At 34.3% G+C, this 26,098-nt stretch carries 24 protein-coding genes and 1 CRISPR repeat array (1 of these 25 only partly in view); of the genes, 17 read left to right on the forward strand and 7 right to left on the reverse strand.

All coding sequences use genetic code 11. The features are described from left to right. Window positions 1-381: 381 nt before the first annotated feature. The 3 genes from QFX38_04365 to QFX38_04375 all read right to left on the reverse strand — a co-directional run bounded on the left by QFX38_04365 (window position 382) and on the right by QFX38_04375 (window position 2,875). On the reverse strand, window positions 382-840 hold the full coding sequence (locus QFX38_04365) for a hypothetical protein (protein ID MDI9624098.1): 459 nt from the start codon (window positions 838-840) through the stop codon (window positions 382-384). Window positions 841-1,282: 442 nt separating this feature from the next. Continuing rightward, window positions 1,283-2,221: a M48 family metallopeptidase gene (locus QFX38_04370; GenBank protein MDI9624099.1), complete on the reverse strand. Its 939-nt coding sequence runs from the start codon at window positions 2,219-2,221 to the stop codon at window positions 1,283-1,285. Window positions 2,222-2,332: 111 nt separating this feature from the next. Then, a complete protein-coding gene (locus tag QFX38_04375) occupies window positions 2,333-2,875 on the reverse strand; it encodes a zinc ribbon domain-containing protein (protein MDI9624100.1) in 543 nt (180 codons plus the stop codon). Window positions 2,876-3,415: 540 nt separating this feature from the next. On the opposite strand from QFX38_04375, the gene QFX38_04380 reads away from it, so the two are divergent. The 4 genes from QFX38_04380 (at window position 3,416) to QFX38_04395 (ending at window position 6,019) form a co-directional block, all read left to right on the forward strand. Further along, on the forward strand, window positions 3,416-3,799 hold the full coding sequence (locus QFX38_04380) for a B-box zinc finger protein (protein MDI9624101.1): 384 nt from the start codon (window positions 3,416-3,418) through the stop codon (window positions 3,797-3,799). A gap of 25 nt (window positions 3,800-3,824) precedes the next feature. Next, entirely contained in the window at window positions 3,825-4,184 is a 360-nt protein-coding gene (locus tag QFX38_04385) for a DUF2085 domain-containing protein (protein MDI9624102.1), read from the forward strand. A gap of 313 nt (window positions 4,185-4,497) precedes the next feature. Further along, the gene (locus tag QFX38_04390) at window positions 4,498-5,013 is read left to right on the forward strand and encodes a cysteine peptidase family C39 domain-containing protein (GenBank protein MDI9624103.1); all 516 of its coding nucleotides are present in this window, start codon (window positions 4,498-4,500) and stop codon (window positions 5,011-5,013) included. 445 nt (window positions 5,014-5,458) lie between these two features. After that, window positions 5,459-6,019 carry a hypothetical protein gene (locus QFX38_04395; GenBank protein ID MDI9624104.1) on the forward strand — a complete coding sequence of 187 codons (561 nt, stop codon included), beginning with the start codon at window positions 5,459-5,461 and terminating at the stop codon, window positions 6,017-6,019. 253 nt (window positions 6,020-6,272) lie between these two features. Here the strand turns inward: QFX38_04395 and QFX38_04400 are convergent, their stop codons facing one another. Both QFX38_04400 and QFX38_04405 read right to left on the reverse strand, forming a co-directional pair. Beyond that, complete coding sequence (locus tag QFX38_04400; protein MDI9624105.1) at window positions 6,273-7,985, reverse strand: DUF2357 domain-containing protein; 1,713 nt, start codon at window positions 7,983-7,985, stop codon at window positions 6,273-6,275. A 20-nt stretch (window positions 7,986-8,005) separates the two neighbouring features. Further along, window positions 8,006-10,120: an AAA family ATPase gene (locus tag QFX38_04405; GenBank protein ID MDI9624106.1), complete on the reverse strand. Its 2,115-nt coding sequence runs from the start codon at window positions 10,118-10,120 to the stop codon at window positions 8,006-8,008. Between the two features lie 113 nt (window positions 10,121-10,233). Here QFX38_04405 and QFX38_04410 point away from each other — a divergent pair, with 113 nt between their 5' ends. Beyond that, entirely contained in the window at window positions 10,234-11,022 is a 789-nt protein-coding gene (locus tag QFX38_04410) for a hypothetical protein (protein ID MDI9624107.1), read from the forward strand. A 153-nt stretch (window positions 11,023-11,175) separates the two neighbouring features. Then, window positions 11,176-12,078, forward strand: coding sequence for a hypothetical protein (locus tag QFX38_04415; protein MDI9624108.1), 903 nt, complete (start codon window positions 11,176-11,178; stop codon window positions 12,076-12,078). Between the two features lie 13 nt (window positions 12,079-12,091). On the opposite strand, the gene QFX38_04420 is transcribed toward QFX38_04415, so the two are convergent. Together QFX38_04420 and QFX38_04425 are read right to left on the reverse strand one after the other, a co-directional pair. After that, entirely contained in the window at window positions 12,092-12,790 is a 699-nt protein-coding gene (locus QFX38_04420; protein ID MDI9624109.1) for a hypothetical protein, read from the reverse strand. Between the two features lie 125 nt (window positions 12,791-12,915). Further along, window positions 12,916-14,613, reverse strand: coding sequence for a tetratricopeptide repeat protein (locus QFX38_04425; GenBank protein MDI9624110.1), 1,698 nt, complete (start codon window positions 14,611-14,613; stop codon window positions 12,916-12,918). Window positions 14,614-15,698: 1,085 nt separating this feature from the next. Between QFX38_04425 and cas10 the strand changes: the two genes are divergently transcribed. The 11 genes from cas10 to cas4 are packed head-to-tail and all read left to right on the forward strand — an operon-like array spanning window position 15,699 to window position 25,919. Further along, window positions 15,699-18,038 (forward strand): type III-A CRISPR-associated protein Cas10/Csm1, encoded by a 2,340-nt coding sequence (gene cas10 / locus QFX38_04430; GenBank protein MDI9624111.1) that lies wholly within the window; start codon window positions 15,699-15,701, stop codon window positions 18,036-18,038. Then, window positions 18,031-18,417, forward strand: coding sequence for a type III-A CRISPR-associated protein Csm2 (gene csm2, locus QFX38_04435; GenBank protein ID MDI9624112.1), 387 nt, complete (start codon window positions 18,031-18,033; stop codon window positions 18,415-18,417). Before cas10 ends, csm2 begins: the two co-directional genes overlap by 8 nt. A gap of 1 nt (window position 18,418) precedes the next feature. Then, window positions 18,419-19,198 carry a type III-A CRISPR-associated RAMP protein Csm3 gene (gene csm3 / locus QFX38_04440; protein ID MDI9624113.1) on the forward strand — a complete coding sequence of 260 codons (780 nt, stop codon included), beginning with the start codon at window positions 18,419-18,421 and terminating at the stop codon, window positions 19,196-19,198. 8 nt (window positions 19,199-19,206) lie between these two features. Continuing rightward, the gene (gene csm4, locus QFX38_04445; GenBank protein MDI9624114.1) at window positions 19,207-20,190 is read left to right on the forward strand and encodes a type III-A CRISPR-associated RAMP protein Csm4; all 984 of its coding nucleotides are present in this window, start codon (window positions 19,207-19,209) and stop codon (window positions 20,188-20,190) included. After that, window positions 20,187-21,284, forward strand: coding sequence for a type III-A CRISPR-associated RAMP protein Csm5 (csm5, locus tag QFX38_04450; protein MDI9624115.1), 1,098 nt, complete (start codon window positions 20,187-20,189; stop codon window positions 21,282-21,284). Before csm4 ends, csm5 begins: the two co-directional genes overlap by 4 nt. Next, entirely contained in the window at window positions 21,281-22,492 is a 1,212-nt protein-coding gene (locus QFX38_04455; protein MDI9624116.1) for a TIGR02710 family CRISPR-associated CARF protein, read from the forward strand. The genes csm5 and QFX38_04455 overlap by 4 nt, the downstream gene beginning before the upstream one ends. Before the next feature lie 2 nt (window positions 22,493-22,494). Next, a complete protein-coding gene (locus tag QFX38_04460) occupies window positions 22,495-23,151 on the forward strand; it encodes a CRISPR-associated endonuclease Cas6 (protein MDI9624117.1) in 657 nt (218 codons plus the stop codon). Window positions 23,152-23,154: 3 nt separating this feature from the next. Then, window positions 23,155-23,439 (forward strand): CRISPR-associated endonuclease Cas2, encoded by a 285-nt coding sequence (cas2, locus tag QFX38_04465; GenBank protein MDI9624118.1) that lies wholly within the window; start codon window positions 23,155-23,157, stop codon window positions 23,437-23,439. A gap of 5 nt (window positions 23,440-23,444) precedes the next feature. Beyond that, on the forward strand, window positions 23,445-24,323 hold the full coding sequence (gene cas4a, locus QFX38_04470) for a type I-A CRISPR-associated protein Cas4/Csa1 (protein ID MDI9624119.1): 879 nt from the start codon (window positions 23,445-23,447) through the stop codon (window positions 24,321-24,323). 14 nt (window positions 24,324-24,337) lie between these two features. Then, complete coding sequence (gene cas1, locus QFX38_04475; GenBank protein ID MDI9624120.1) at window positions 24,338-25,348, forward strand: CRISPR-associated endonuclease Cas1; 1,011 nt, start codon at window positions 24,338-24,340, stop codon at window positions 25,346-25,348. Further along, entirely contained in the window at window positions 25,326-25,919 is a 594-nt protein-coding gene (gene cas4 / locus QFX38_04480) for a CRISPR-associated protein Cas4 (GenBank protein MDI9624121.1), read from the forward strand. Before cas1 ends, cas4 begins: the two co-directional genes overlap by 23 nt. A 112-nt stretch (window positions 25,920-26,031) precedes the next feature. Next, a CRISPR array of direct repeats spans window positions 26,032-26,098; the repeat unit is 37 nt; unit sequence GTTGCAATAACCAATCCAATAAAACAAGGATTGAAAC; it runs 2,315 nt beyond the window's last position.

Raw genomic sequence — 26,098 nt, forward strand, 5'->3', positions numbered from 1 at the left:
TTAACAAGGCTTCAAGAGATGCTTGCACGAGAATGTTCGAATTGTGGATTTGAAAACCCATGCACAGCTGCTGATTTTTGTAAGGAGTGCGTGGGCAATACTAGAAGTTTGGAGAAAATTTTTGCCCCCGGTTGTGAAGCTTAAAACCCTAGGGTCGCAAGACTTTTGCGGAGAATGCTATACTAGGCCAAAATTGGGGGAAAGAGCCCGCTTTAGTATGCAATTTTGTCGCAAAAAATTTTCAGCACTCTTATCTTTTTCACTGGATAAGGATTAAAGGATTATGCGTAAAGTAGTTTAAACCATGGGCGTCTTGGAAAAATAAGACTATTCTAAAAAATTCACTGGTTCATGTTATATAACCTTGTATTGAAGGCTGTTTTAAATTTTTGGAAGTGAAGGGTCAATTACTCCTGCGGCACCAGTACAATTGGCTGTCATTTTTATGTAATTGTTAGTAATTTCTTCTATAATGATGGTTATAGTGCTTGGTTCTTTGTCCGGAGCTTTTGCTATGATTTCGATTTTCATTGGAGTTTTAACAGGTGCTTCGTACGTGAAAACGCTTTCTGTATATGATGGTCTGAGTGTTACAGGTTCTCCGTTTATTGTAACAGTTGCATTTTGTTCTGAACTACCTTCTATTTTTATTACTCTAGTTTTTATGATCTCTGAAGTATTAAGCCCATATATTTCTAGTGTGGTCGCGTTTGGGTTAAATTCAGAAGTTATTATGTTTATATCCCCATTAGTCACATTTTTCCCATTCCGTTGGTCTGTACAACCAGAAACCATCATTACCAAAAGTAATACGCAGAAAAAAGCTATTATATATTTCATCGAAACCCCCCCAAAGGATATGATAATGAACTTTTTACTTGCTTTTATAAATATTTCACGGTCCCGACCCATTGTACCCTATTAAATCCAGATGTGGAGGGTTAAAATTCAAACTTTATATTGGGAAAGAAGATTTTGTAAGTCGAAAAGCGTATCATGTTGGAATCAGATTAACTAAAAGAAACTTTATATTCTCTTCCAGTTTTCTTATATTATCAAAATTTAGAATTCGTCATACCACCGTATAACGAACTTCACTCTTGCGTTAAAACACAGTGTTTCTCACTTAAATCCATCTTGTGAACCTTCATCGCCTTAATCATCAGAATATGGTCACATTCTATAAAATAATTTAAAACTGTTGGCTATAGTCCCCATTCACAACACTCTAGAGCCCATAGGAAAAAATAGGTGATTTAATTGAAAAGATATCTGTAAGGAGTCACCTCCCCCATACCCTTGCTCCGCACATTCCACAGAAATTTTCATTCCCCACGAGAATTGCGCCACATTTATGACATTTGAACTCAATCTCTGAAGCTTCTTCACTATGTTTCTTTATTATGCTCTCATAGGCCCCCGAATCAATCCACTTCAAAATTTCAGATGCCCTCATGACAGTCCAAGGATGATCGGACCCTATTATCATGATCATTTTCCCTATTTTATCAAGTGTGTTTTGATCATATCCTTTAAATTCTTTGGCTTGTTCAATGAAAATATCTTTATTTATTTGGTCAAAGAATTTCTTTGGAGCTCCGCTCATTTTTATCATGGCCGTGATCGTGGCATCATCATTCTGACATGCGAGAAGCCCTGCACGGTCTGCTGTAAACTCTGACATGCGCGCCCAGTAAAGAAGTGCGAATATAAGACTAGTGCTCACGATTCCACCGATACCCAATGTCATTGAACCGATAATGTCACCCATAACCGGTATAACCAGCGCCATGGTATGATATAATATATGGCCACTTTTTATGTGTCCGACTTCATGTCCTATGAGATACCGTAGTTCGTCATCTGTAAGTAAATCAACGGCACGTGTAGTTAAAATAATTATTGGATTCTCTGACCCTACAGCGAAACCATTGATACCATACTGCCGTTGAATGTAGAGTTCCGGTATCTTTTTTAAGTAAAGTGTGTCACAGACCTCAAGGAGAATATCATGAATTCTAGAAAAATTGTTTTCGTTCACCTTTATATAGCTACCAGTATACTGCAAACGCACTAATCTCTCAATGCCGTGTTTAAGTACTTTACGCGTCAATTTTTCGAGTCCAGGTGTCCCTTCAAGTATCTGTAGAGCTTGGCGGTCCAACGGGTGTTCATATTCACTTGGGTGTAGGAACTTTAGTTTCTTTATCTTATTAGTCATGTCATTCATCTCCAGAAATATTTTCGGCATATGCTTCTAAAGAATCCTTGAATGACTACCAAGTTTTAAATTTATATTATCATCTGCAATTATCATAAAATATAACTGTGATCATTTTTTTCTATTTAAGCGCCTGTTCCTCCCAGATTTCGTTTTAAAGATACTGCTCGCAGAACCAATGATTTCATCAACAACGTCTAAAAATTTGGACTCAACTTCCTGCATTCTTCTGCTTAAATCTTCATTTATGATTTCCCTATCTTCTTCCGTTTTTCTTTGATTCTTTCTTTTACTTCTTGCCATGTTGAGGGCACTGCTTATATGTGTGCTTGTTATTTTGTCGAATGATTCACCGCATTCAGTGCAGAATCTATGACCCTTTTTAGCCACTGCACCGCAGTTAGGGCACTCATCAAATAATTCTCCAGCTACAATACCAATCTTAGTTCCGCAGTTTGTGCAAAAACGCATTCCAATGGGTAGCTCTAAATTACATGCCGGGCAAAGTATTAAGTTTTTATCTGAAGATGCCAGAGCATTCCGATTAACTGGAGTTCCACAATTTACACAGAATCTAAGACCATCAGGTACCTTTTCACCACATTCTATGCAATATATCTCCTTTCTGCCGGATTCTACAAGCTCATTATCCATAGAATGCATCCCCTTTCAATAATGTAATTTATAATGTAACTTTTAAAGTATAAAATTTTTCATCAAATTGTAAATTCTTTTTTAATTTGTAAAAAGCATAGGTATAATGGTCAACTTCGATTTATAAATTATCACGCATGATTGCAGACCCCAAATTTTGGTTTATAACATGGAAGTATGTCCTAAAGGTTCAAATTAACTTAAAGGGCATGGACATGAAAAGCTAAATAATCTGATTTTATTTTCTTCCTTGAATTTTGATTGTTAATAATATATTGAAATTCTTATCAATTAAACATGCAAAAACATGTTCTTTTTCTATTATTTGATCAATCCTTTTTTAAAGCGTCTCTTATTATAATCTGCCCTGAAAATAGGTCTTCTTAGAAAAATCAGATAACCTCTCCAATTTAACATTCATACATAATTTAATAAGTTTAGGTGAAGCCATTGCACAAAATGTTGAACATATCATTATAGAAAAATATTATTAATATACTTGAAAAAATTGTAGATATCGAGTTGAGTGGGGACATTTAAATGAAATGCAATAAACATTCTGAAAAAGATGCAATAGCAGTTTGTGTCGATTGCGGGAAAGCTCTTTGCGAAGAATGTAGAATTTCGTTGGCAGGTAAAAACTACTGTCAAGAATGTGCCAATAAATTGGCAGTTGAAATGCAAAAACCTACTCAAGGGGTTGTAAAACGAGAAGTGGAAAGCGAAGAAGGACTAGATCTTGTTGAAGCCATCTTAATTTGCCTATTTTCACCGATAGCTGGTTTAATCGCTTGGCTTATATGGCATGATAAAAAGCCTAAAAAAGCGGAACAAGCATGTATTATCACGGTGATAGTATTTGTGATAGGTTTGATTATCTATATAATTCTACTCCTAATAGGATCTTCGGGATATGGATATTAAATTGTTTAGAGTTTAAGGTGTCATAATGCGCTTAAAAAGAATTTCAGAAAGAGCTAGAAAAAAAGAAATTAAATTTGTTCTTTGTCATTGCTTGCCAGAAAGGTCTTTTCACTACAAGGGTCGAAAGTTTCCACTTTGCGCGCGATGTACAGGTGGTCTAATTGGCTACTTTACCCTACCAATCTTTCATTTCGAGATAATCAGACCTTCTATCTTATTGATAACTTTGTTAATGATCCCCATTGCCTTTGATTCAACTATCCAACTTCTAGAAATTAGGGAAAGTAACAACTTCTCAAGATTCATAACCGGTTTCCTAGGTGGTTGTGCTCAAGCAGCCTTAATAGTCTTGCTGGGAAAATCTATCATAAACTTCTTACACTAAAATAGTTCACCAAAAATAGGGATACCAACCTAAAGATCAATAAAACTGTTGAAAAAAAGAACTCATCAAGATAGTCATAACACCGCTTACAAGAAACCATTTCTTATGAAGCATCAATTCAAAATTCCTTGTAAGTCTTGTTTTTTACCTACAGAGGACAATTTATCCTGAAATGCAAAAATTGACAAATATCAAGGGTTTTGAAGCCATACATTCTTCTTTCTGATGGTTCTTGGATGTTCATTATTTGAACGAAATTTAAGCTTTATATCATGCAATAAAATAATATATCAAATAGAAGGGGGTGGATACTTTGTCAAAAGTCGAAATGTGGATCACATATTTCTTTTTGGCTTTGGCGCTCTTTATAGGATTTGTGAATTTAGCAGCTATTGGCTTGATAAAGTTTCCACAACACCCACATGTAAAGACAGATATTGTCGATGGATATGTGATACATTATCAAACAACTGATTATACCCGTGGACCGGCTTGTCTTGCCACTGCAATGGCTGCCAGAGGTGGTAACGTCACTGAACCGCAAATTGTAGAGATTTTAGGGGTGAAATATGAAGGTTATACCCCTGCAGATCTTGTTAAGGCAAGTAAAAAACTTGGCTATGATGCTTTCCTTAGTGATTCCCCTAATCCAGCCCCATATGAGATTATTATCATCGATGATCATGATCTTGGCGGTGAATATTATTATCAAACAAGTAATGGAACTCAGAAAATAGGTCATGTCCCAGATGTAGAATACTACTACATGGTATATGGGGGTGTATCCCCAGATGGAATGGCTATATTAATTGACCCGCCGAGGGAGTAAAATATGTAGACATGCATACATTCCACTATATCTGTGAAACACCTATCATAAGAATATTCCCAATGATGAAATAAAATAGATATTGCTAGGCTTTTATTGAAAATTATGATGAACTTCTAATTTACATAAGATCGACATGTCTAATTAAATAGCAGTTAGGAGGGCATTTTTTATGGTCGAGAAAATCTGCCCCAATTGTGGATTCATAAACCCAGAATCCGTTACTTTTTGCGAAATTGTGGTTTAAATTGATTAAAGAATCCATTGCAAAAACAGAGAATTCAAAAGCTCTAAAAGTCTGATAGGGGAATTCCAGGAATGGTGGAATAAGAAAGATACAATTACCAAAACTTTAACTGGAATTGCCGTCTGTTGTATTGGAGTATTCCTAATTGTTAGAATAATTGGAATACTCACACCTGAACTACCTGCAACAGAATTAACCGTGACTTCTCCAGAAGATGGTGCAACAGTAGAGAGAGTTGAAAACATAACAGTAAAGGGCCACACAGAACCAAATGCAACGGTAACAATAAACGGAAAAAAGGTAACAGTCAAATCAGATGGCACTTTTTTACAAAATGTGCCAGTCAAAATGGGAGAAAATATTATAACAGTAGAGGCAAAGGTGACTGGTAAGGAACCAAATTCCAAGATTCTTACTATAACTCGGATAGAATCTGAAAGTGAGTATAAAGCTTCTTGTAAATCAATAAGCTTTGATGAGCTTAACAAAAATCCAGACAAATATGCCGGACAGAGAATTGTATATTCAGTTAGAGTAGTTCAAATAATGGAAACCGATGGAACAACAGAAATTAGAATGGATGTCAACGATGTTTTTGGAGACACAATTTATGTAGTTTACAATGGAACAACATCAGCCGTTGAAGACAGCATAATAACTGTCTACGGGGAAGTTTATGGAAGTTACACTTATGAATCTATAGCTGGATGGCAGATAACATTACCTAGAATAGATGCTAAATACATCGAAGTCCACTAAAGAATTTAAAACTATGCGAATTCACAGTCCTCAAGAACGCACACAAGATAATTTTGTGGCTTTTTTGTCTTCTTTGCAATGTTTCCAATGAATTCATACAAAGTCTACCTTAGAGTGTGTGGCACTTAAAGATCCACGATAATAAGGTAAAGTGTATGACTAAGCTGATTTGTCCTATGGGAACATGGGAATTCCAAAGGAGGGGGTTACTAAACATGGATACAATAAAAAGAAAAATTCAAAAAGTATAAATTTAATCTTGGTTTAATCTTTGTATTTTCATTATAATGGCTTTGATGAATTTTTTGAGTTTTTCTTCATCTTCACTTTTGCCTGGGTTTAGTGGAAATGCTCCAACAGAGGGTATCTTATCCGTGTATTCTGGGAAGATTACTTCCTCGTCGCTGGGGTATAGTATGTAGGCGCCTATGCTGTGTAGTATGGCGTCCTTGTATGTGTGCATTTTATAAATGTCACCAGCTCGGTATTTTCTTTGGAGTTCTTCTTCTCGATCTCTTTTTTCCATTTGAGGATCACTTGATGTTATCTTTGACCGGTACTTCGCATCGAAGTGTATGAAGTAGGTGCAATCGTCTATGTCAACTAAAATGGAATAATCTGGTTTGAATGGTAGAGAGTATGATCGACAACTTGTATCTTCTGCAAATTTCCTATTATATGATAAACTGATGTTAATTGGATCATTTGATGTGTTTAAGGTGAATTTGAGCACTGATTCGTCACCCCATCTGATTTTGACTTTCCATTTGTCTATTTTGAATATGTCGAGTGGATTTACTTTTTCTCCTGTGATATCCTCTAATATTTTTATGAGTTTGAAGTAGCACCAGTATTCGTAGAGTTGGCTGAGCCTCTTCTCAAATCCCCTAAAACTTTCCTCAAGTTCTTTCCATGTGAAACGTAATGAAAGATCTAAGATAAAGAAGTATTTTAGGATGTCTCGGTAGCCTTCACGCTTCTGTAGCACCTGGGAATTCAGTGGAAGATGTTCTAGTGTGCCCACATCCTCGAGCCAATCATGTGAAAACTGATAACTCACTTCATCCAGAAAACTCCTCAATGAATCTTTTATGTAACCTTTTGGCGCATCTTCCAATAATCTTAAGATCAAGTGATGTAATGATTCGAGGAAGTATTTGTAGAATCGGTTCTCTGGAGTGTCAGGAGACTCCTCTAAATAAACCCGGGGTAAATTTTTGATACTACCATCAGCATTGATATTTGCGGGTTCTGATATGACACTGGGAAGTTCTCCAATATCTATGTTTGATGCCAGCGCCACAGGCACAATTTCAACTTCACGTTTAAGTCTCGTATAAAAATTCCTATTTATATACTCCACGGCTGATGGGAGATTTTCCGGTCTAAATAGATACTCTAGGATGATGAAATCTTCATAGAATGTTTTTGCTTTGGATTCATCAACTAGGAATTTTTGGAAGATGGGTGAATCCGATTTAAGTATGATCGATGATATCTCTTCTGATAAATCAGCTAACATTCTAGGATAATCTTCATAATAATTGATCTTTTTTGATCTTACTTCAATAGGTATAGATTCTCTTCCGTGCTTTGTTTTTATATCGAGGAATGTTTTGCCTGCATAGCTTCCAAAATCTAAGAACCCCACAACTATGTTTTCTTTAAGGTCAAAATTTAATCTTTCAAATGAGGAGCCTCCAATGAATGGGAAAAGTTCGGCATTTTCTTCACCATCAAATAGTATATGGTATCTTGTATTTTCTAGTAGCATGATCTCGTTAAGGTTTTCAAAATAAGGACAATATTCAATGGGTTCAAGGCCTGGTTTTTCAACCTCTGGCACATTTATCAATTCAACCCTGTAACCATTCACATTGACCGTTCTTTTCGATTCATGACTTGTCGGACCCGCCTTTATCCTTAAGGTTCCTGCATGAAAGTTTATCCTGAGCTCCTGATCCAAGATATGATCCCTCTCTGAAATTATTTTATGAATGATACGTAGCGTTGGACTTTTAAGGTTTGTTCCATTTCTTCTAATTTTTTCTCAGATTCTGGGAATTTCCCAGTGCAGTGTTCTTTGAGTTTTTGTAGGGTGTCTCTTAGTAGTCTTTCTGGGCCATGTATTTTTGGTAAGATTTTCTGTTTGATCTGGGCGTCGAAGTAGCGTTTCCAGTTATCCCATTCTTGTGGTTTTCCTTCATAGATCCATGCCGCGTGCATGAATGATAGTATTTCGTTGACTACGCGGAATCCAAAATCGAAACCTGGATCTTTAAGCTCTTCATAGAAAAATTCAAGTTCACTTATAAGCTGGTCCATGATTGGGGCGAGTTCATCTTTTATTTTATTTAGTTCGGTTTTATGGTTTAGTGGATCTTCGAGAAATTCCAGGTCGCCCTTGGGTTTTTGTCTTGGTTGGTTTTTGAGGTAGTTTTGTGGATTTATTGTGTTGAATTCTATGGTGTTTGCACGGTCAAGGACCTTGGGCGAGAACATGTAGGTTGTTTCATCAACATTTACTGTGCCGACAACAATAAGATTCCTGGGTATCTTTATTTTTCTTGGAAAGTTGCAGTCTAGATCATCATGTAGTGGTATGGGTTCGCCGCTTTCGATAGCTGATAGGAAATCAGAGAAATAGCGTTCCACATGTGACAGGTTCATCTCATCCAAGATCAAAAGATAAGGATTGTCAGGATCTTCTGCTGCTTTCATTATAAAATCAAGTGCAGGGGTGCTCTGATACTCCCCAGTCATTATATTCAAGTAACCGAATATATGCCGTTTCTCGGTCCAATTAGCACCCACAGAAACCATAAGATACCTTTTATCTTTGTCGGATATGTATTCACCATACAACTGGGCAAGTTTGGTCTTACCAGTCCCACTATTACCAGTCAAAATAACAAAGGGCTTAACCTTCAAAGAGAGAAGAAAATTCTCAACAACCTCAGAATCGAAATAAAAACCCCCAAGTTCAACAAATTCATAAAAAGAACCATAATACCTTGAAGTTTTTATTTTCTGAGTTTCATATACAAAATCTCTTATTTTCTCTGGGAGTGAGTCATCAAGCCGTCCTATAAATATAACTTCGCTCTCACGATCACCATCCATAACTGTGATCCATTCCCCCTTATACACCTCTCTAGTTAATCTTAATCCACGAATGTTTCCACGATGTACAAGATAATAATTTCCATTGGAATCCTTTGCAAATGCGCCTCCAACCCTACGATCTATACCCTTAAGAGGTATATTTATCTCGCAGATAACCGGTTTTCCAAAAGTGCCTGGCTCATTGGTTCCAAAGTCGTTTTTATGATGACCCTCCCTGAGCCTATTAATGTACCACATCCCAAGGTCTGAAATCCAATATGCCTCCTTGGCCTCTGGCCATGTGAAATTTATCGAAGATGGATCAACGATCTCGGTGGCCCTATTCTTTAAAATTTTAAATAGTTTTTCCTGGGCTCTTTTTATTTCTTCTTTACTTGCTATCACCCTTAAAACAGGTTTGCTGCTTCTTATTCGTTTGATCTCATATAAGAAGTCTTTTATTTTTTCAGGTAATGTGTCATCTAGGGGGCCGATAACCACTACATCTGTTTTTCTGTCACCATCAATAACAGTGGTCCATTCCCCTCTATAGTTTTCTATGAAGTCTTTCTTCCTGTATCCACCGTATCCACCAAGCTTACCCCTATGTATCAGGTAGTATTTTCCCATTGGATCCTTTGCAAATGCGCCTCCAACCCTGCGATTTATACCCTTGGGTGGTGAATTTATTTCACATAGAATATCACTACTTTCATCTTCTCTTGGTTCATTTACCCCAAATGCATTCCAGTACCGACTTTTCCCTAGGCGCGGATCATACCATGATTTGCTTTTATCCACATACTCATTAAAGTACCAAAAATGAAGATCAGAAATCCAATAAATTTTTCCTGCAACACTTCCACCGGGAAACCCGACCCTCCCATGAACAATCTTATCTGCTCTACTTGTCAAAATATCGAATAACTTTTCCTGGGCTTCTTTTATTTCATTTTTATCTGATAATACAGTAAGTTGAGAATAATTATTCTCCACAAAAATCACCTTACTACGATATATAATTAATTATTTTATAAATAAAATTTAAAATTTGAACAACATTTTATTTTTTTATAAAGTGATTGTGAATTGATAAAATGGTGGATGAAATGGTAAATAAAAAAATATTTTCGCCAATAAGCGAAATACCTCTGAGAAAGTTTTTTCCAAGAGAAGATGAAGATTTCACACCCTGGTTACAAGAAAATATTGAGCTCTTAGGAGACGCGATTGGCATAGAACTCACAGATGCAGAAACTGAAGTTCCAATAGGAACTTATAAATTAGATATCCTAGCAATAGAACCTAGAACTGAAAGGAAAATTGCAATTGAAAATCAGTTTGGAACTACCGATCACACCCATCTAGGACAACTCATAACATACATGGCTGGTGTAAAAGCAGATGTTGTTGTATGGATAGCAGAAGATTTCAAGGACGAACATATAACCGCAATAAATTCCTTAAATGAGATTTCAAATGAAAATTTCGCATTTTTCTGTATTAAACCCCGTATAATCAAAATAGGAGACAGCACCCCAGCCCTGGAATTTGTAGTTTTAGCAAGACCAGACAAATGGGAAAAATCTATTAGACCCACACAGAGGCCCAAAATTAAAAAATTTACACGTGAAACATTTTTAAATTCCCTAGACCAGGAAGGTAAAGAGTTTTTCACATCTTTGTTCGAATTTTCCTGGGAAAATGATCTTCCAATCCACTGGGGTACAAAAGGATTTTCATTGAACGTGGAACTTAATGGTGAACGTGTAAATGTACTCTATGGGTGGTCCCCACTGAGTACATATGGACAAAGTGTCAGTATAGCCATCAACCCCATAATAAAAAAAGGTCAAAAACGGCGACTCCATAGTCAATATATACAAAAGGGAACTTAGCAGTATCTTTGAATCAACAGGCGCCGGATTAAAATGGACCATAAAAAACATAGAAAAAGATCAAATAGACAAATTCTATCAAACACTAGATAAAGTCATCACAAAAATAAAAGAACACGGATTAAACGAATAAAATCCCAAAAAAAGCTTTTATTGGCTTGGATAGGGGGATTAAATTGGGGGAATGTGATCTTCACTTATCCTAATATAGCATCATTTAGACAACGTGGCGGTTTAAAACAAAGAAAAAGAAAACTAAAAGAAATAAATAGGAAATATAATACTCAAGATTTCCAAGTTGTTGAAGTCCCTGCTGATTTTGTGAAAAATAAAACCGAAGAGAGAAAAACCGGCAAAAAAGTAGGATCCATGCTAGATCAAAAATCTGTGAAAAAATTATATTCCTACGATGGCCCAGAGGATGTTAAATATATTTTGCATACTGAGCCTGTTGTTCGCAGATGTGGCTTGGATGGTTGCTTAACGCCGCAATTAGAATGGTATGACAATAATTGGATGGAAAAGTTTCTTAAGCATGTTTTTAGTATTGTTGATTTTCTTGAAGTGAAACCCTATGCCATCGAAATACATCCAGGTAAATCACAAAGAAACAATATAAAAGTTTTCTCAAAGGCCATTAAAAGATTATATGATGCATACAAGAACAGATACGATGAAAAAGTCCTAATTTTCATTGAGAACAGGACAAGGCAGTATATCCAGGATGGGGAGGATATAAACGATTTTTGGATGCTTTTCAAAAATAGGTATCCTAAATTAACAGGGAATGTTGGAATAATCCTAGATATACAGCAATTATACACTGTAACCCGGGATAATTTTATATCTGAATTTGAGAAGATCCCGCAAGATTCACTATTTGGACTTCATATACATACAAGGCATGGAACGCCTTCAATAGATGACAAAATTCCTTGGAAGTTCATTTCAACTAACCTTAAACAAAATAGATTATTTCATATTTTACCTGAGGTTCATCGTCTCAAGGATGTTGAAAAAACCTACCTATTCTGCAAGGAAACCCTAAATTTCTAAACATCCGAAAGATTTAATCCAATAGAATAGGCTCTTTTCCTTTTTCCATTCCTTTTTTAGTTATGCAGATAATGTCTTCATAGATGTTATCCCTTCTTTGGATTTTAACAAGTTCCGAGTGTCTGTATTGTCTTTGAAATTCTCTCCTCATGCCCATTTCGCTAAGTTTACGCTTCTTTAAAATCCTATTTAAGACTTTCTTATATTCTTTGTTTGAAAATAAGCTTTCATATGCATCTATAAATCTTACACAATCTCTTTTGGATGATTTTATGTATTCATAGCAGGATTGGAAAATTAGATCTGATATAGGCTTTTTAACATCTTTTAGGAATATTCTAAAGAGCATCTCTTTCTTTATAAGATTTTCTATTTTGTTTCTTTTAGGGCTTAGAATTTCTTTTACACCCCCTTTTATGGTGAGTATTCCTATCCCTAGAGACTTGCAAAATTCGATATAATATTTGCTCAAATTCTTATTTCCAACTTTTCCGAATATGTAGACATAATCAGCAAAATCTAAGAGTGGAATAGTTTCACCGACTACTTTACTGAAATGTCTTCTACTTTCAAGTTTCCTTTTACCCTCAAGAAAATAAACGATCTTCTCATCCCCCCCTTTTTTAGAAACACCGAAAACATCTACCCTAAAATTTTCAGTTGAAAGTTCATTTCCAACATATTCTGGAAAACAAGCCTTAGATTCAATCAAAAACTCCTCAACCAAAGGATATAAACTTTTCTCCAAATTACCACCAACCCACCCAATTTTAGGTGAATAACTTTTTGATTCAAAAAATATTTAATTTTAACCCCCATTTTTGGAATATTGAAATTTTAGCCCATTTTGGATTTTTTAATCTCATTTAATATTTTCAGGCCCTCCTGGGCAAATGGATCTGTAGGTATGATTTCCAAAACTTTTTCGAAGCACTTGATAGCTTCTTCAAATGCTTCGATGTCTGCCAATACAACCCCTTTGTAATACAATGCAGAGGCTACCGCTTCATCCTGATCTGATAATTCTATGGTTATTTCACAGCATTTAATAGCTTCTTGGTAGTCTCCAAGTTTGTGATAAAAAGTTGCCTTAGATAACCATATACTACTATTTTTTGGATCTAATTCCATGGCTTTATTAATACATTCCATGGCCTCTTTGAATTCTTCGTTAAGTGCAAGTATCATCCCTTTGCTGGCCCATATTTCGCCATTATCTGGGTTAATTTTTAGGGCTTTGTTGATACATTTAAGAGCTTCTTCATTTTTTCCAATGGAATGGAGTATGTTTCCTTTGGCTAACCATGCTTCGGCATTCTCTGGATCTAGATATATTGCTTTATCGCAGCATTTGATGGCTTCTTTGAATTTTCCAAGACCTGTAAGGGATGTTCCCTTCCCGAGCCATGCTGGGGCAAGTCCAGAATCTATTTCAAGGACTTTATCGAAACATGCAAGAGCTTTTTGAAATTCCAACTTTTCTATTAAATCTTCACCCTTTTCATACCATTCTTCAGCTGACTCTGGTTTTTCAAGTTCTTCTGCTTCAATATTCATGCCTTGACCGCATTTTATACAGAAATTTGCCGTTTCTAGGTTTTCAGCTCCGCAATTTGGACAAATTTTTGATTTTTCATGTAAAATTGTAGAATCTTGTGTGTTGTGGCTTGGAATTTTTTGTTGATCCCAAATGTACCAGTCAATGTTTTTTAGTACTTTTCTGTTGATTTTGAAGTTTTGTGCCATGAAGTATCCTATTATTGGTAGTATGCAAAGCCAGAAGATTGGGGAGCCTAGAGCGATAATGCACCCAAAGATGCCTAGTAAAAAATTTGTAATGAAGCTTCTTTCTTTTATTTTAGCATACCTTTTGATAGTATCGCTTTCAGCGAAAATGTCCATTTGTAGAAAGGCTGTTAATAGAAAAAGAGGATGTAGGCATGTTAAAAGCCAATATAATGTACTGTTGTCCTTAATGGATTTTTTTGATTCGATATAATAATTCCAATATTCTTTGGGTGGGTAAACATCGTCTATTATTGATTTTACCGTGATAAGAGATTCTTGGAAAGCTCCCATCATCGCCTCTGATTCCAAAAGTTCCCCTCCAGGAACTTGGAATGGGTAATTGTATGGTATGGTATCAAGTATGCTGGCGTCCATTATGTCTACATGGACCCATCCAGGGTCAATTTTAACATTTTCTAATCGCCTTTCAAATTCTTCATGAAGATTTCCTCTGTCAGAAGAATAACACCATTTATCTGCTATAAAATGGGTTAAAACACCAAAATAAAAAGGAGAGATTTCTCCTCTCAGCCTATCCTTCCTTAACTGAAATATTAAAGTTCTTATCCTTTCTGCAGTATTTTTATGATGAGGATAACCTAAATCTATTCTATAAGGATTAAGATTGCGCTGAAAACTTGTGGCCACCTTATCAGGATATACACTACCCTTTTTCATCTCTTCGATATCGAGACCACATATACGCCCTATAAAGGCTGCGATTCTTTTATGGGCACCCTCTCTCATACAAGCCCCACTCATAAATAAGCCATTATAATATTAATAAAAATTACATGCTTAATATCTGATTTAAAGCTCATATTAAATTTTATTTTGGGAGAGGCGAAATTTCTCATAAAATAAGTGAAAATTTTAATACATATTAATCCTCAAAAATATTCTATCATACGAGTGTGCATTATTTAAAAACCCTCACAAAATTTTGAACGAATGGAACGCTATCGCCGAAACCCTGGAAAACAGCCTACAAAGATACTAATAAGTAAGTACACTACATCATCAAAAGAATTTCTATTATACCGGCTAGAAGTTATGCCATGAAAGAAGATTTATTTAAGGCCTTTAAAAGAGAGTGTTGGGATTTTCAGCCGAAAAAAGCTAATTAAAAATGAAAATGGCCAAGTCCTTGTAGGATATTATGCTAAGGTCATTAATGTTTTGAAACTTAAAATCGGCTGATGGGAAATACAATGAATCATACAAAAAAACTAGAGGCTACAAATATGATACCAAGCATGAAGGAGGGTAAATGTTGATTTGCAATGCTAGAGTTATCTAGCAAACCACTATACAACTTCAGAACTCTTTTTGGAACAATTATATCTATTGAAGAGAGTATTCAATTATAAAAACTATAAGGTAGCAGGCAAATAAATAAAGAAATCAACTGAAGAATGCTCGTTACAATATATATTGTATGTAAAACACTTATCCACATAAAAACGTAATTTTTACAAAGCTTTTTTATTTAAATTTTTTGACTTGATTCAAATAGTAAAAAAATAAAAAATAAAAATCAACAGAAAAAATATACATAATTAAAATTTAGGGATAAAATTGCAAATAAAAAATATTATTTTCCCTATAGCCCCAGAGAAGATATTTAAAATTGAAAATTGTTATTTTCCACTTTGTTTAAGATGTGAGTTATCTCCTGGTACATTTTCATATTTTACTTATTTTTATTACACAATTTTAAGCTTTTCAATGATATTTTCCATATTTTTAGGATCCCTACACGGAAGTTTGATTGCAATCATCTTGTTAAGCCTTATGGATGTTAAGCCCTTGTTTAATTTTGTTACATTTAGATGGGAGAATATATCAGAAATCTTTGTGATAAAATGATTTTGGAAAAATTACAGATCGCAGCTTTATTACATGATATTGGAAAATTCTGGGAGAGAACACAGAAAAGAAGTGAATTAGACCTTGAATTTCAAGAAATTTCAAAAGTAGAGTATGCCCACCCAAAGTGGAGTGCAAATTTTATTAGAAAATTTCATCATTTATTTGAAGATCCTTATGTAATCGAGGAAATGGTTCTATATCATCACAACCCCGAAACAAAAGAGCAAAGAATGATTAAAGTTGCAGATGGGCTTTCATCCGCAGAAAGAGAAGAGAGGGAAGATGAATCAACAAGACACAGATCAAATGTGCCATTAGTTTCGATTTTTTCTGAAATTTCCGGTATAAAATCAGATCAAACACCCCGAGAAGAATATTATCCGCTTAAAAAATTAATTTTAGATAAAAAAACGATTTTTCCTAATTTAAATGTAGAAATTGGGGTTTATTTCTACAGGAAACTTTGGAGATCATTTGAAAAAGAACTTAAAAGATTAACAAAAATTGACGTGATTACCCTTTATTATCTCCTAAAGAAGTATACATGGTCCATTCCATCTGCAACTCCAAGTATCAGGAAGTATGTACCTGACGTTTCTCTATTCGATCACCTTAAAACAACTTGCGCTATAGTAACCTGCCTGTATAAAAATAATGGAAAGAAAGAATTTGTATTAATTGGCGGTGACGTCTCTGGAGTTCAGAAATTTATTTATTCAATCACTTCAAAAGGTGCTGCTAAAAGTCTTAGAGGTAAATCCTTCTATTTGGAATTGCTAAGCGAAACTATCGCAAAATTCATTCTAGATGAACTAGGATTACCAATTACAAATCTCCTATTTTGTGGTGGTGGACATTTTTACATTCTCGCGCCAGGAAATATCACTAAAGAGTTGGAAAAAATTCGAATGGAAATCACAAAAAAATTATTAGAAATTCATAATGGAGATTTATATTTAGTTATGGATTGGATCCAACTTACCGAGGATGATTTTAAACCCGGAGTATTTGGAAAAAGATGGGGTGAAATAGGGAAAAAAATAGCAGAAAAGAAGAAGCATAAATTCTCTGAAGTGTTGGATGTTGCCTATGAACGTATTTTTGGACCGACTGGTGAAGGTAAAGAAATTTGTGATGTTTGCGAAAGGGAAAGTGAACATGGCCTGATTGAGGAAGAAGACATCAAAAAATGTCCCCTTTGTAAGAGTTTCGAAGAACTTGCAAAACAAATCGCAAAGGCAAATTACATCATCCAAATAAGAAATGACAAAGAAACAAGAATATTGGAAAAAGGAACTTGGAATTGGGCAATTTCGGAGTTTGGGTACCGTTACGAATTTTGGGAAAATGTCAAAGATTATATAAAGAAAATTGAAGCAGATCACATAACAATTTTCAAATTAAATGACTCTAATTTTTTAGATTATTGTGAATTTGTTAAAGAAGCCCATTCTCCAATATCCTTTGGATTTAAATTTTTAATGAACACTCCTCTAAAAGAATTTGATGAGTTAGCTGATAGTTCTATAGGAATTAAGAAATGGGGGGTGCTACGCGCTGATGTAGATGATTTAGGGAAAATATTTTCCAAAGGTTTGCATGGATCGACAATATCAAGAATTTCAACACTTAGTTCAATGTTGTCTCTTTATTTCGCTGCATGGATTAATGAAATCTGTAAAAAGTATGAAGATAATGTTTATGGTATTTATTCTGGTGGAGATGACCTATTTATTGTGGGATCTTGGGATAAGCTGCCAGAACTTTCAAATGATATATATAATGATTTCAGAGAATATACTTGTCAAAATCCAAATATAACACTTTCTAGTGGTATATTTATAGCACCAACTAAGAAATATCCACTATACAGGGCCGCACAGATGGCTGGAGACTCATTAGAGAATTCAAAGAAACTGAAAGGAAAAGATGCTATTACATTTTTGGAAAAAGCCATCAAATGGAAAGATTTCGACGACGTGATTGATCTTAGAGACGCATTAAATAATCTACTAAAAGAAAATGGAGTATCACGAGGATTAATACAGAAACTTTATTTCGTTTATCAAGAGTTTGAAAAACAACGTCAAAATAAAGACGTAACACTTGCAAAATATGATGACAGGTATGGAAGATGGAGATGGCTATTAGCCTATGTAATTGCAAGAGTCGCGAAAAAAGAAAATAGAGAGAATCTGGAAGATTTTCACAAAGTTTTCCGTGAAAAAATTGAACATTCACCTGTCGCTTTAAGATGGGTTGAATTTTTAACAAGAAAAGAGGAAGATGGGTATGAGTAGCGAAATTGTAGAATATGTAAAATCCAACCTAGATGAAATTTTAGAAGGAAACGCTGAAAAGATGGTCGAGTGTGCAGATAAATTCGGCCAGTATTTAAGCAAAGATGAAAGAAGAAAGCCAAAGAGACTTACAACATCCCAAATTCGGGGCATATTTTCACAAGTGCAAAGGATGCACGGATTTGATTCAGATAAACTGAACCTTCTACGACCACATTTAGCATATGCTGCTGGACGTCATCGAGATACCAAAGTCAAAGATTTGCAGGACGTTCTAGACACTGCAATACAAAAAGTAGACAATGAAAGGCATTTTAAAAATTTTAAGAAATTTTTTGAGGCAATTTTAGCATATCATAAATTCCATGGTGGTGAATAAATTGGAAGATGTAAATTTACTTGGAAAAGTGATAATTCGAGGAGGAATCGTGGCAATTACAGGACTACATATTGGCGGATCACAAGTAAAATTGGAAATCGGTGGAGTGGACACACCAATTATAAGGGATGCCGTCACAAATGAGCCATATATTCCAGGTTCTTCACTTAAAGGGAAAATGAGATCATTGCTTGAGAAAGCAGAAGGGAAAAAGCAAAACCAAAAAGTGGGAAGAGGGGTAAAAATTCATATTTGTGATAACAAAGAAGATTATTCAAATTGTAAAGTGTGTAAAATCTTTGGAACTCCCGGTGAAAAAAATTTTAGCGAGCCTACAAGGCTTATAGTAAGGGATGCCCAATTGACAAAGGAAAGTGCAAAATTACTAAAGGGATTGGAATTACCATACAGCGAAGTTAAATTCGAAAATGTGATTGACAGGATAACATCTGCAGCAAATCCAAGACAAATAGAGAGAGTTCCAGCTGGAGCGAAATTCAATTTTGAAATAATTTACAATATTTTCACTGAAGAAGATAAGGACAACCTAAAATATGTATTTAAGGCCATGAAATTGTTAGAACATGATTATCTTGGCGGCCAAGGTTCAAGAGGTTATGGAAAGATCAAATTCGAAAAAATGAAAGTTTATTGGAATTCAAAAAATGACTACGAAACCGGAAATGTTGACATCAAAACAAAGGCGGCTATAAATGAGAATTACTTTAATCCATCTGATTTAATAAACAATTTTGATAAAATAAAAACCAAAATTCAATAGGTTATAAAATGGAGTATACTTTATGTAAAATAAAGCCCAAGGCACCTTTTCATTTAGGTGAAAAGGAATCAGTATTAGAATACACATCAGAATATATACATTCAGACACATTATTTAGTGCTATTTGCAATGCTTTTCGGCTTCTATATGGCTCAGAAGAATTGGAGGAATTATTAGATTTGTTTAAAGGTCATGAAATTCCATTTCTGATTTCATCAGCATTTCCTTTTGCTTCAAAAGTCTTATTTTTCCCAATTCCTAAAAGTTTGGATATCTCAAAATTCCCAGTAGACATTAAAAAATTCAAAAACCTTGAATTTGTTTCTGAGACAATTTTTAGGGATATTATTGAAGGCTCGAAGATTGGAGAATTTTTAAAAGAAGATTATTTAATTCAAGATAACAGAGTCCTTGTTACAGACGAAGAAAGAGAATCATTTAATAAAAATATTTGGAGGATAAGAGAAGTCCCTAGAGTAGTAATTGACAGAAAAACGAACGCTTCAAAAATATACCATTTCGGAGAAACAGTTTATTCTAAAGATTCTGGTTTATATTTCCTGATAGATTTTAAAACAAATGATTTTAAGAAAGAGATTAAATCGGCGCTGTATCTTCTGGGTGATGAAGGCATCGGCGGTGATAGAACCTATGGAAAAGGTTTATTCAAGATAAAATTCGAAAAAATTAATTTTGACTTACCTGAACAAGAGAATTTTGTAACTCTTTCATTATATCGTCCAAGAAAGGACGAAATACCCTACATAAAAAATGGATTTTATGAAATAGTAGGAAGAAGTGGATGGATATATTCCCAGGATAAAAGAAACATGAGAAGAAAATTTTTGCGCATGTTTACAGAGGGAAGTACATTTCAATCACACAAAGGAACATATGGTGGCCTGATAAAGGTTAATCCAAGTGGATTTGAAATTCATGATGTTTATCGTTATGGTTATGCTTTCCCACTTCCAATTAAGGTGATCGAATGAAATTTCTTTTGGAAACTATATCACCAGTCCATATAGGGAACGGAAGTAAAATTTACCCCATAGAATATATACTCAACAAAAAATTTCATAGAGTCGATATGGATAGTCTTTTTAGAGACGAAAAATTTGATCCAGAAACCTTCATTGATCTAACTAGGGAAGAAGATTTAGGAGATTATCAGGAATTAGCCATGAAGCATCTAAGGTATAGTTTGGATATAACAAAGTTCACTAAAATGGATTTGAAAAATTCACTTGGTCATCCAAGTGCTGCGGTTTATGAGTTTATAAAGACAATGGATAGGGTTTATATTCCTGGGACTACAATAAAAGGGGCAATTAGAACCGCTATTCTTTGGTGGGTTTTAAAGAAAGACATGGATAGGTTTACCAGAGAAATTGAAAGAGTGTTGAATAATCACAGAATCAGAAGAGAAAATGCCGATGATGAAATAGAAAAATTGGTTTTTGGCAAAAGTCCAAACAGAGACGTATTAAAAGCATTAAGAGTATCGGATACAAAAACAAAGTCTACTGAAGATTTAAGCATTAAAGTCGTTCGAATATTGTCAACTAGACGTCATGGTTATGGATTCAAGGGATTTCGCATATTCATAGAAGCCTTAAAGCCTGGAGTATCTACAGAGTTAGAAATCAAGACCGACAAGTTTCTTTTAAGTAATGAAATTGCAAGAGAACTTGGCTTTGATGATAAAAAAGATCTTTTAGTAAAAATACCAGATATTTGCAACGAATTTGCCAGAGATCTCATAAAACATGAGAAACAGTTCTTCGAAGAATACAATGTAGATGGCAGATTAGACCCTATCCTCAAATTCTATGAAAATCTTAAAATTCAAAAAAACCAATTCCTACTCCATTTCGCTTGGGGCGTGGGATGGCATAGCATGACAATCGGAAGACTCTTGCAAAATGAAAATGACTTCTTTTTTAGATTAAGAAAAAAATTTAGATTAGGTAAGCGGAGAAACAAACCTTATTATGTGAAAACATTTCCTAAAACTCGAAAAATTGTATGTGAAAATGGAAACCCAGCTTATCCTCTAGGATGGGTGAAGGTGATCCCAAAATGAAAAGAACATTATTTATGACCGTTGGCACTGGAGTAGGACCAAGCAACAAAAAGATAAACGGACTTGCACACGGCCTTTTAACTTCAATTGAACATTACAATCCAGATATGATAGTATTCTTCGGATCCAAAGATAGCGAAAAAACATTAGAATCTTTGAAGAGACAATACAATGAAAAAATGGGGGCAAAACTAAAAAGTTACAAATTTATTAAAATAGAGAATGTAGACGATTTTCATGAATGTTATACAAAAATAGAAAAAGAAATAAAAAAAGAAGAAGATGCTGAGATAATTATTGATTACACATCAGGGACTAAAACAATGACCACAAGTGCTGCTATTTGTTCCATGTTATATCAGAAAAAACTTAGCCTAGTAACAGGTGAAAGAGGTGAAAATGGAATTGTAATCCCCGGAACTGAAGCACCACGCGAACAAAATTTGTTTGCAGCATATGATAAGTACCTATTCGACAAAGTTAAAGAAGCATTTAACCATCATAGGTTTGGAGAGGCCATAGATTACCTAAAACGAATTGTAATGCCAAAAGAGGAAGTAGATTACGAAAAATTTATTCAAGGTTATGATTTATGGGATAAGTTTGATCATATAAAAGCTTGGGAACTCCTGAAAAATATAAAAAAAGTTCCACCAGAAAATAAAGAATTTCTCGGAAAATTAACAAGCTCGATGAATTTAGATGATCAAAAGGAATTATTAAAAAATAAAGGTAAATTTTTAGTTGCAGATTTGTTAAACAATGCAAAAAGACGACTTAAAGAAGAAAAATATGAAGATGCAGTGGCCAGATTGTACAGGATCATGGAATTGTTAGCACAATGTAGATTAAGTGAATTTGGAATATACACATCTAATGTTAAGATAGAAAAAATCCCTTCACACATCCAAGATAAATATAATAAGCTAAGAGATGATGAGGGGAAAGTAAAGCTTGGTTTACAAAAAAGTTACGAACTTCTTAAGGACTTGGAAGACAAGCTTGGTGAAAGGTATGTAAATGATAAAGAAATTAAAGAGTTATTAAAGAGGAGGAACGAATCTATTTTAGCTCATGGCCTAAAACCAATAACTAATGAAGATATTCCAGAAGTGAAAAAATTTTATGAGAAAGTTGAAGAGTATGCAAAGCTTATTTTTCCAGAGATAGATGATCTAATGGAAAAAGCAAAATTTCCCAAGTTGTAAAAATGAAATTAAAAGTTTCTTATCTTATATTAAAAACAGATTTTCCGATAAAAGAAAAACCAAGCCAACTTAGAGGTTATATTGGTAAAAAATTTGAAGAATATCCAATATTGCATCATCATGTCAAAGATGGTGAATTCCTTTACACTTACCCAAAAGTCCAATACAAGGTAATAAATGGTACAGCTTTTATATTAGGAATTGAAAAGGGCGCAAGGATTCTAAAGAATATCTCAGATACTCTAAATGAACTAGTTTTAGGGAAAAAAATTTACAAAGTTCGGCAAAAAGTGATCTACGAACAAGAATTTGATGTTAAACCCGGTAAAAAAACCAAGTATAAATTTGTAACCCCATGGATAGCCTTGAATTCAAGTAATTATAAGTTTTACCAAAAATTAGATGATTGGAAGTATAAGAAAAGATTCTTAAATAGAATTTTGGTGGGAAATATTCTATCGATGTGTAAGGGATTAGGAATAATTGTGGACAGGAAGCTCTATGCCCATTCACTTTTAGATTCCCAAAAAATCGAATATAAAGGTTTGAATTTTTTAGGCTTTATTGGAGAGTTTAAAGTCAACTTTAAAATCCCCGATTTCTTTGGGATAGGGAAAGGGGTAAGTCAAGGTTTTGGCACTGTAAAAAAGGGGGGTTAGAAAATGTTGACTTTAATAATTTATGACATTTCTGAGGATAATTATAGAAGCAAACTAGTGAAATTTTTACAAGAATATGGGTTGAAAAGGATTCAATATTCAGGATTTCTAGGAGATATAAATCCCAATGATAGAATCGTCATGGCAAAAGAAATTGAAAAGTTCATATCCAGCGAAAAAGACAGCATATACATGGTCCCTATGTGTAACCGGTGCAAAAAATTAACAAAAATAATATCAAAGGAAAACAAGGAGCTAGAAGACCTAGAAAAGGTTAAAATACTCTGATAATTATGTATTTCCTATCTGATATTGAACAAAAGCTCTTAATAAATAAACAGATTCTTGCCAGGAAGGTTGGAGTTTCGGAAGAATTAAGAGGATGGAACTGGTCAAATCCCCCTTTAAATCCTTACTATTCTGAAGTATATATACCTATGTATCTGGCATGTTCCAAATATTGTCCCAAAAACCGAGATATCTTTGTAGAAGAAGTTTTGGGGAAAAAAGGTATCATTAATTTTAATGTCATGCAAGGAATAGTAATACACAGAGCAGTTTGTGATGTATTTGAAAATTTTGTTGAAAGAAAAAAGCTCGATTTTGATAAATGGTGGCATTTGAATTACAAAGACCAGGTTCCTGAAAGTTATTCAAAGATTATTAAAAATAGAACAAAAATCGTATGGGAATACACCAAAGATAGTTGTAAGTCAGTATTTCTTAATAGACTTTTTGAACAACCTTATGCTTCAAAAAGAGATGTTTTAGCCACTTCTCTACCTTTTTTAACTGAACATAAGTTAAATGGGAATTTCTTAGGTTTATCTGATATACTCAGTGTAGATTGCTATGACTACCTTCACAATATAGTTTTTGATATAAAAGTGGCTTCAAAACAAAGAAAATGGTTTAAACTCTATCCAACTGGTTATGCTCTTGTCATTGAAAGTATTTACGAAATACCAGTTGATATAGGATGTACCGTCTATATAAGCTTTATAGGCGAGAAATTGAACATAAAAAAAGATATTTTCTTCATAAATGATGATCTAAGGAGTTGGTGGGTGGAAGAAAGAGACAAGAAATTAGAGATAGTTGCTCAAAAAAAGGATCCAGGAATGCCACAAAAGTGTCCAGACTCCTGCATATATTTACATGAGTGCAGGTGACAAATTTGAGGCTAGTGGTAGATGGATATGGTAAATTTATCGGTAAAAGAGGAAACCAGATTGTGATTAAATTAAAAGGGAAGATAGTTGACTATTTTTTAGCTGAAGATCTAGATCAGGTTCTTATAACTGGTAAAGGTGCTATAGGTTTCGATGCATTAAATTTGCTGGCGGAGAGTGGGGTTGATCTAATTGTTTTGAACTGGAAAGGTGAGATCTCTTCTAGACTTTCATTTCCAGAATTAAGAACAGCATCAACAAGAAGACAACAATATTTAGCATATAACGATTATCGCAGCGGTTACTTATCAAAACAATTTGTTTTTGCTAAAATAAAAAACCAACATGCTATTTTAGGAACTCTAGCCAAAGGCAGAGCTAAAAATGATCCAAAACTAGCTGAAAAGTTACTTCAATCGAGAGAAAAGATATCGAAATTTTTATCTAAAATTCAAGAAATTGATGAAAAACCTATTGATTCTATTAGAAATGAGCTGATGGGTTTGGAAGGTAACGCATCCTCAATATATTGGAGCAACATCACCGATATCCTAGATCCCAATCTTGGCTTTTCGGGAAGAAGTGGAAGAGGAGCTAAGGATGGGGTAAATGCGATGCTTAACTATGGTTACGGGATTTTGATGGGAGAAGTTTGGAGAGCCGTTTACTATGCTGGTTTAGACCCCTATGCTGGATTTTTACATGTAGATAGACCAGGAAGACCCAGTCTAGTCCTTGATCTTATGGAGGAATTCAGACAACAAACAGTGGACAAAATTGTTTTTAAATTGATAAACAAAGGAATGGTTAAAAAAGAGGATTTTTACTTGCAAGAAAATTTTTGTAGATTATCAGATAAGTCACGGAAACTCTTGATATCCAAAATCCTTGAAAAATTTGAAAGTTATATAAGGGTTAAAAATACTAAAATAAAATGGAGTGATCTTATTATAAAACAATCAAGGCAGATTGCCAAATTTTTAAATGGAAAGGATGAATACAATGGATTTTTCCTCAGATGGTGATCCTTGGATCACAGTAGGAGATATAGTCCAGTATTATTATTGTCCAAGAAAAGTTTATTTTTTAAAGGTCTTAGGCGTTCCTTTTGTAACCAAAAAGAAGATGTTCTTTGGCCAACAAGAGCATGAAAGAGAGATAAAACGTATGAAACAAAGAAAGAAGATTTTTGGCATGAAAAGATCGCTTGTTAAAAAAGTGAAGCATAAAGTTTATCTCAAAAGTCAACATTTACACTTTCATGGTGTTATTGATGTTGTATTGTTTTTAAAGAATGAAATAATCCCAGTAGAGATAAAAACAACAGACTTTTTAGAATTAACGCGAAGTAGAAAAAAACAGATAGTTGCTTATGCACTTTTAGTAGATGAAAACTTTGAAAATAGAGTTCGGAGAGGTATCTTATATTTTTCAGGTCATAGGAAGAGCAAGATAGTAGATATAAGCTACGAAGATAAAGAACATTTGATTAAGGATATTAAAGCCATTAAGGTGTTGTTTAAGAGTGAAAAGATTCCTCGGAAAGTTAATAAAAAGAAATGTAAATATTGTGAGGTTTCAAAGTATTGTGTATAATGGTGTGAAGATCTTTATAAATGAAGAGCAGAATTTTGAACTTCACACCACTACCTCTGAAGAGACTAATAATATAATGGTATAGAAAAAATAAATGACATAACAAGCGGGGGTTGCAATAACCAATCCAATAAAACAAGGATTGAAACGGAAACGACAATTATAGACCCCAAGCTTGT

The organism is Methanothermobacter sp. (genome assembly GCA_030055615.1).
In the GTDB taxonomy this organism is placed as follows: domain Archaea; phylum Methanobacteriota; class Methanobacteria; order Methanobacteriales; family DSM-23052; genus Methanothermobacter_A.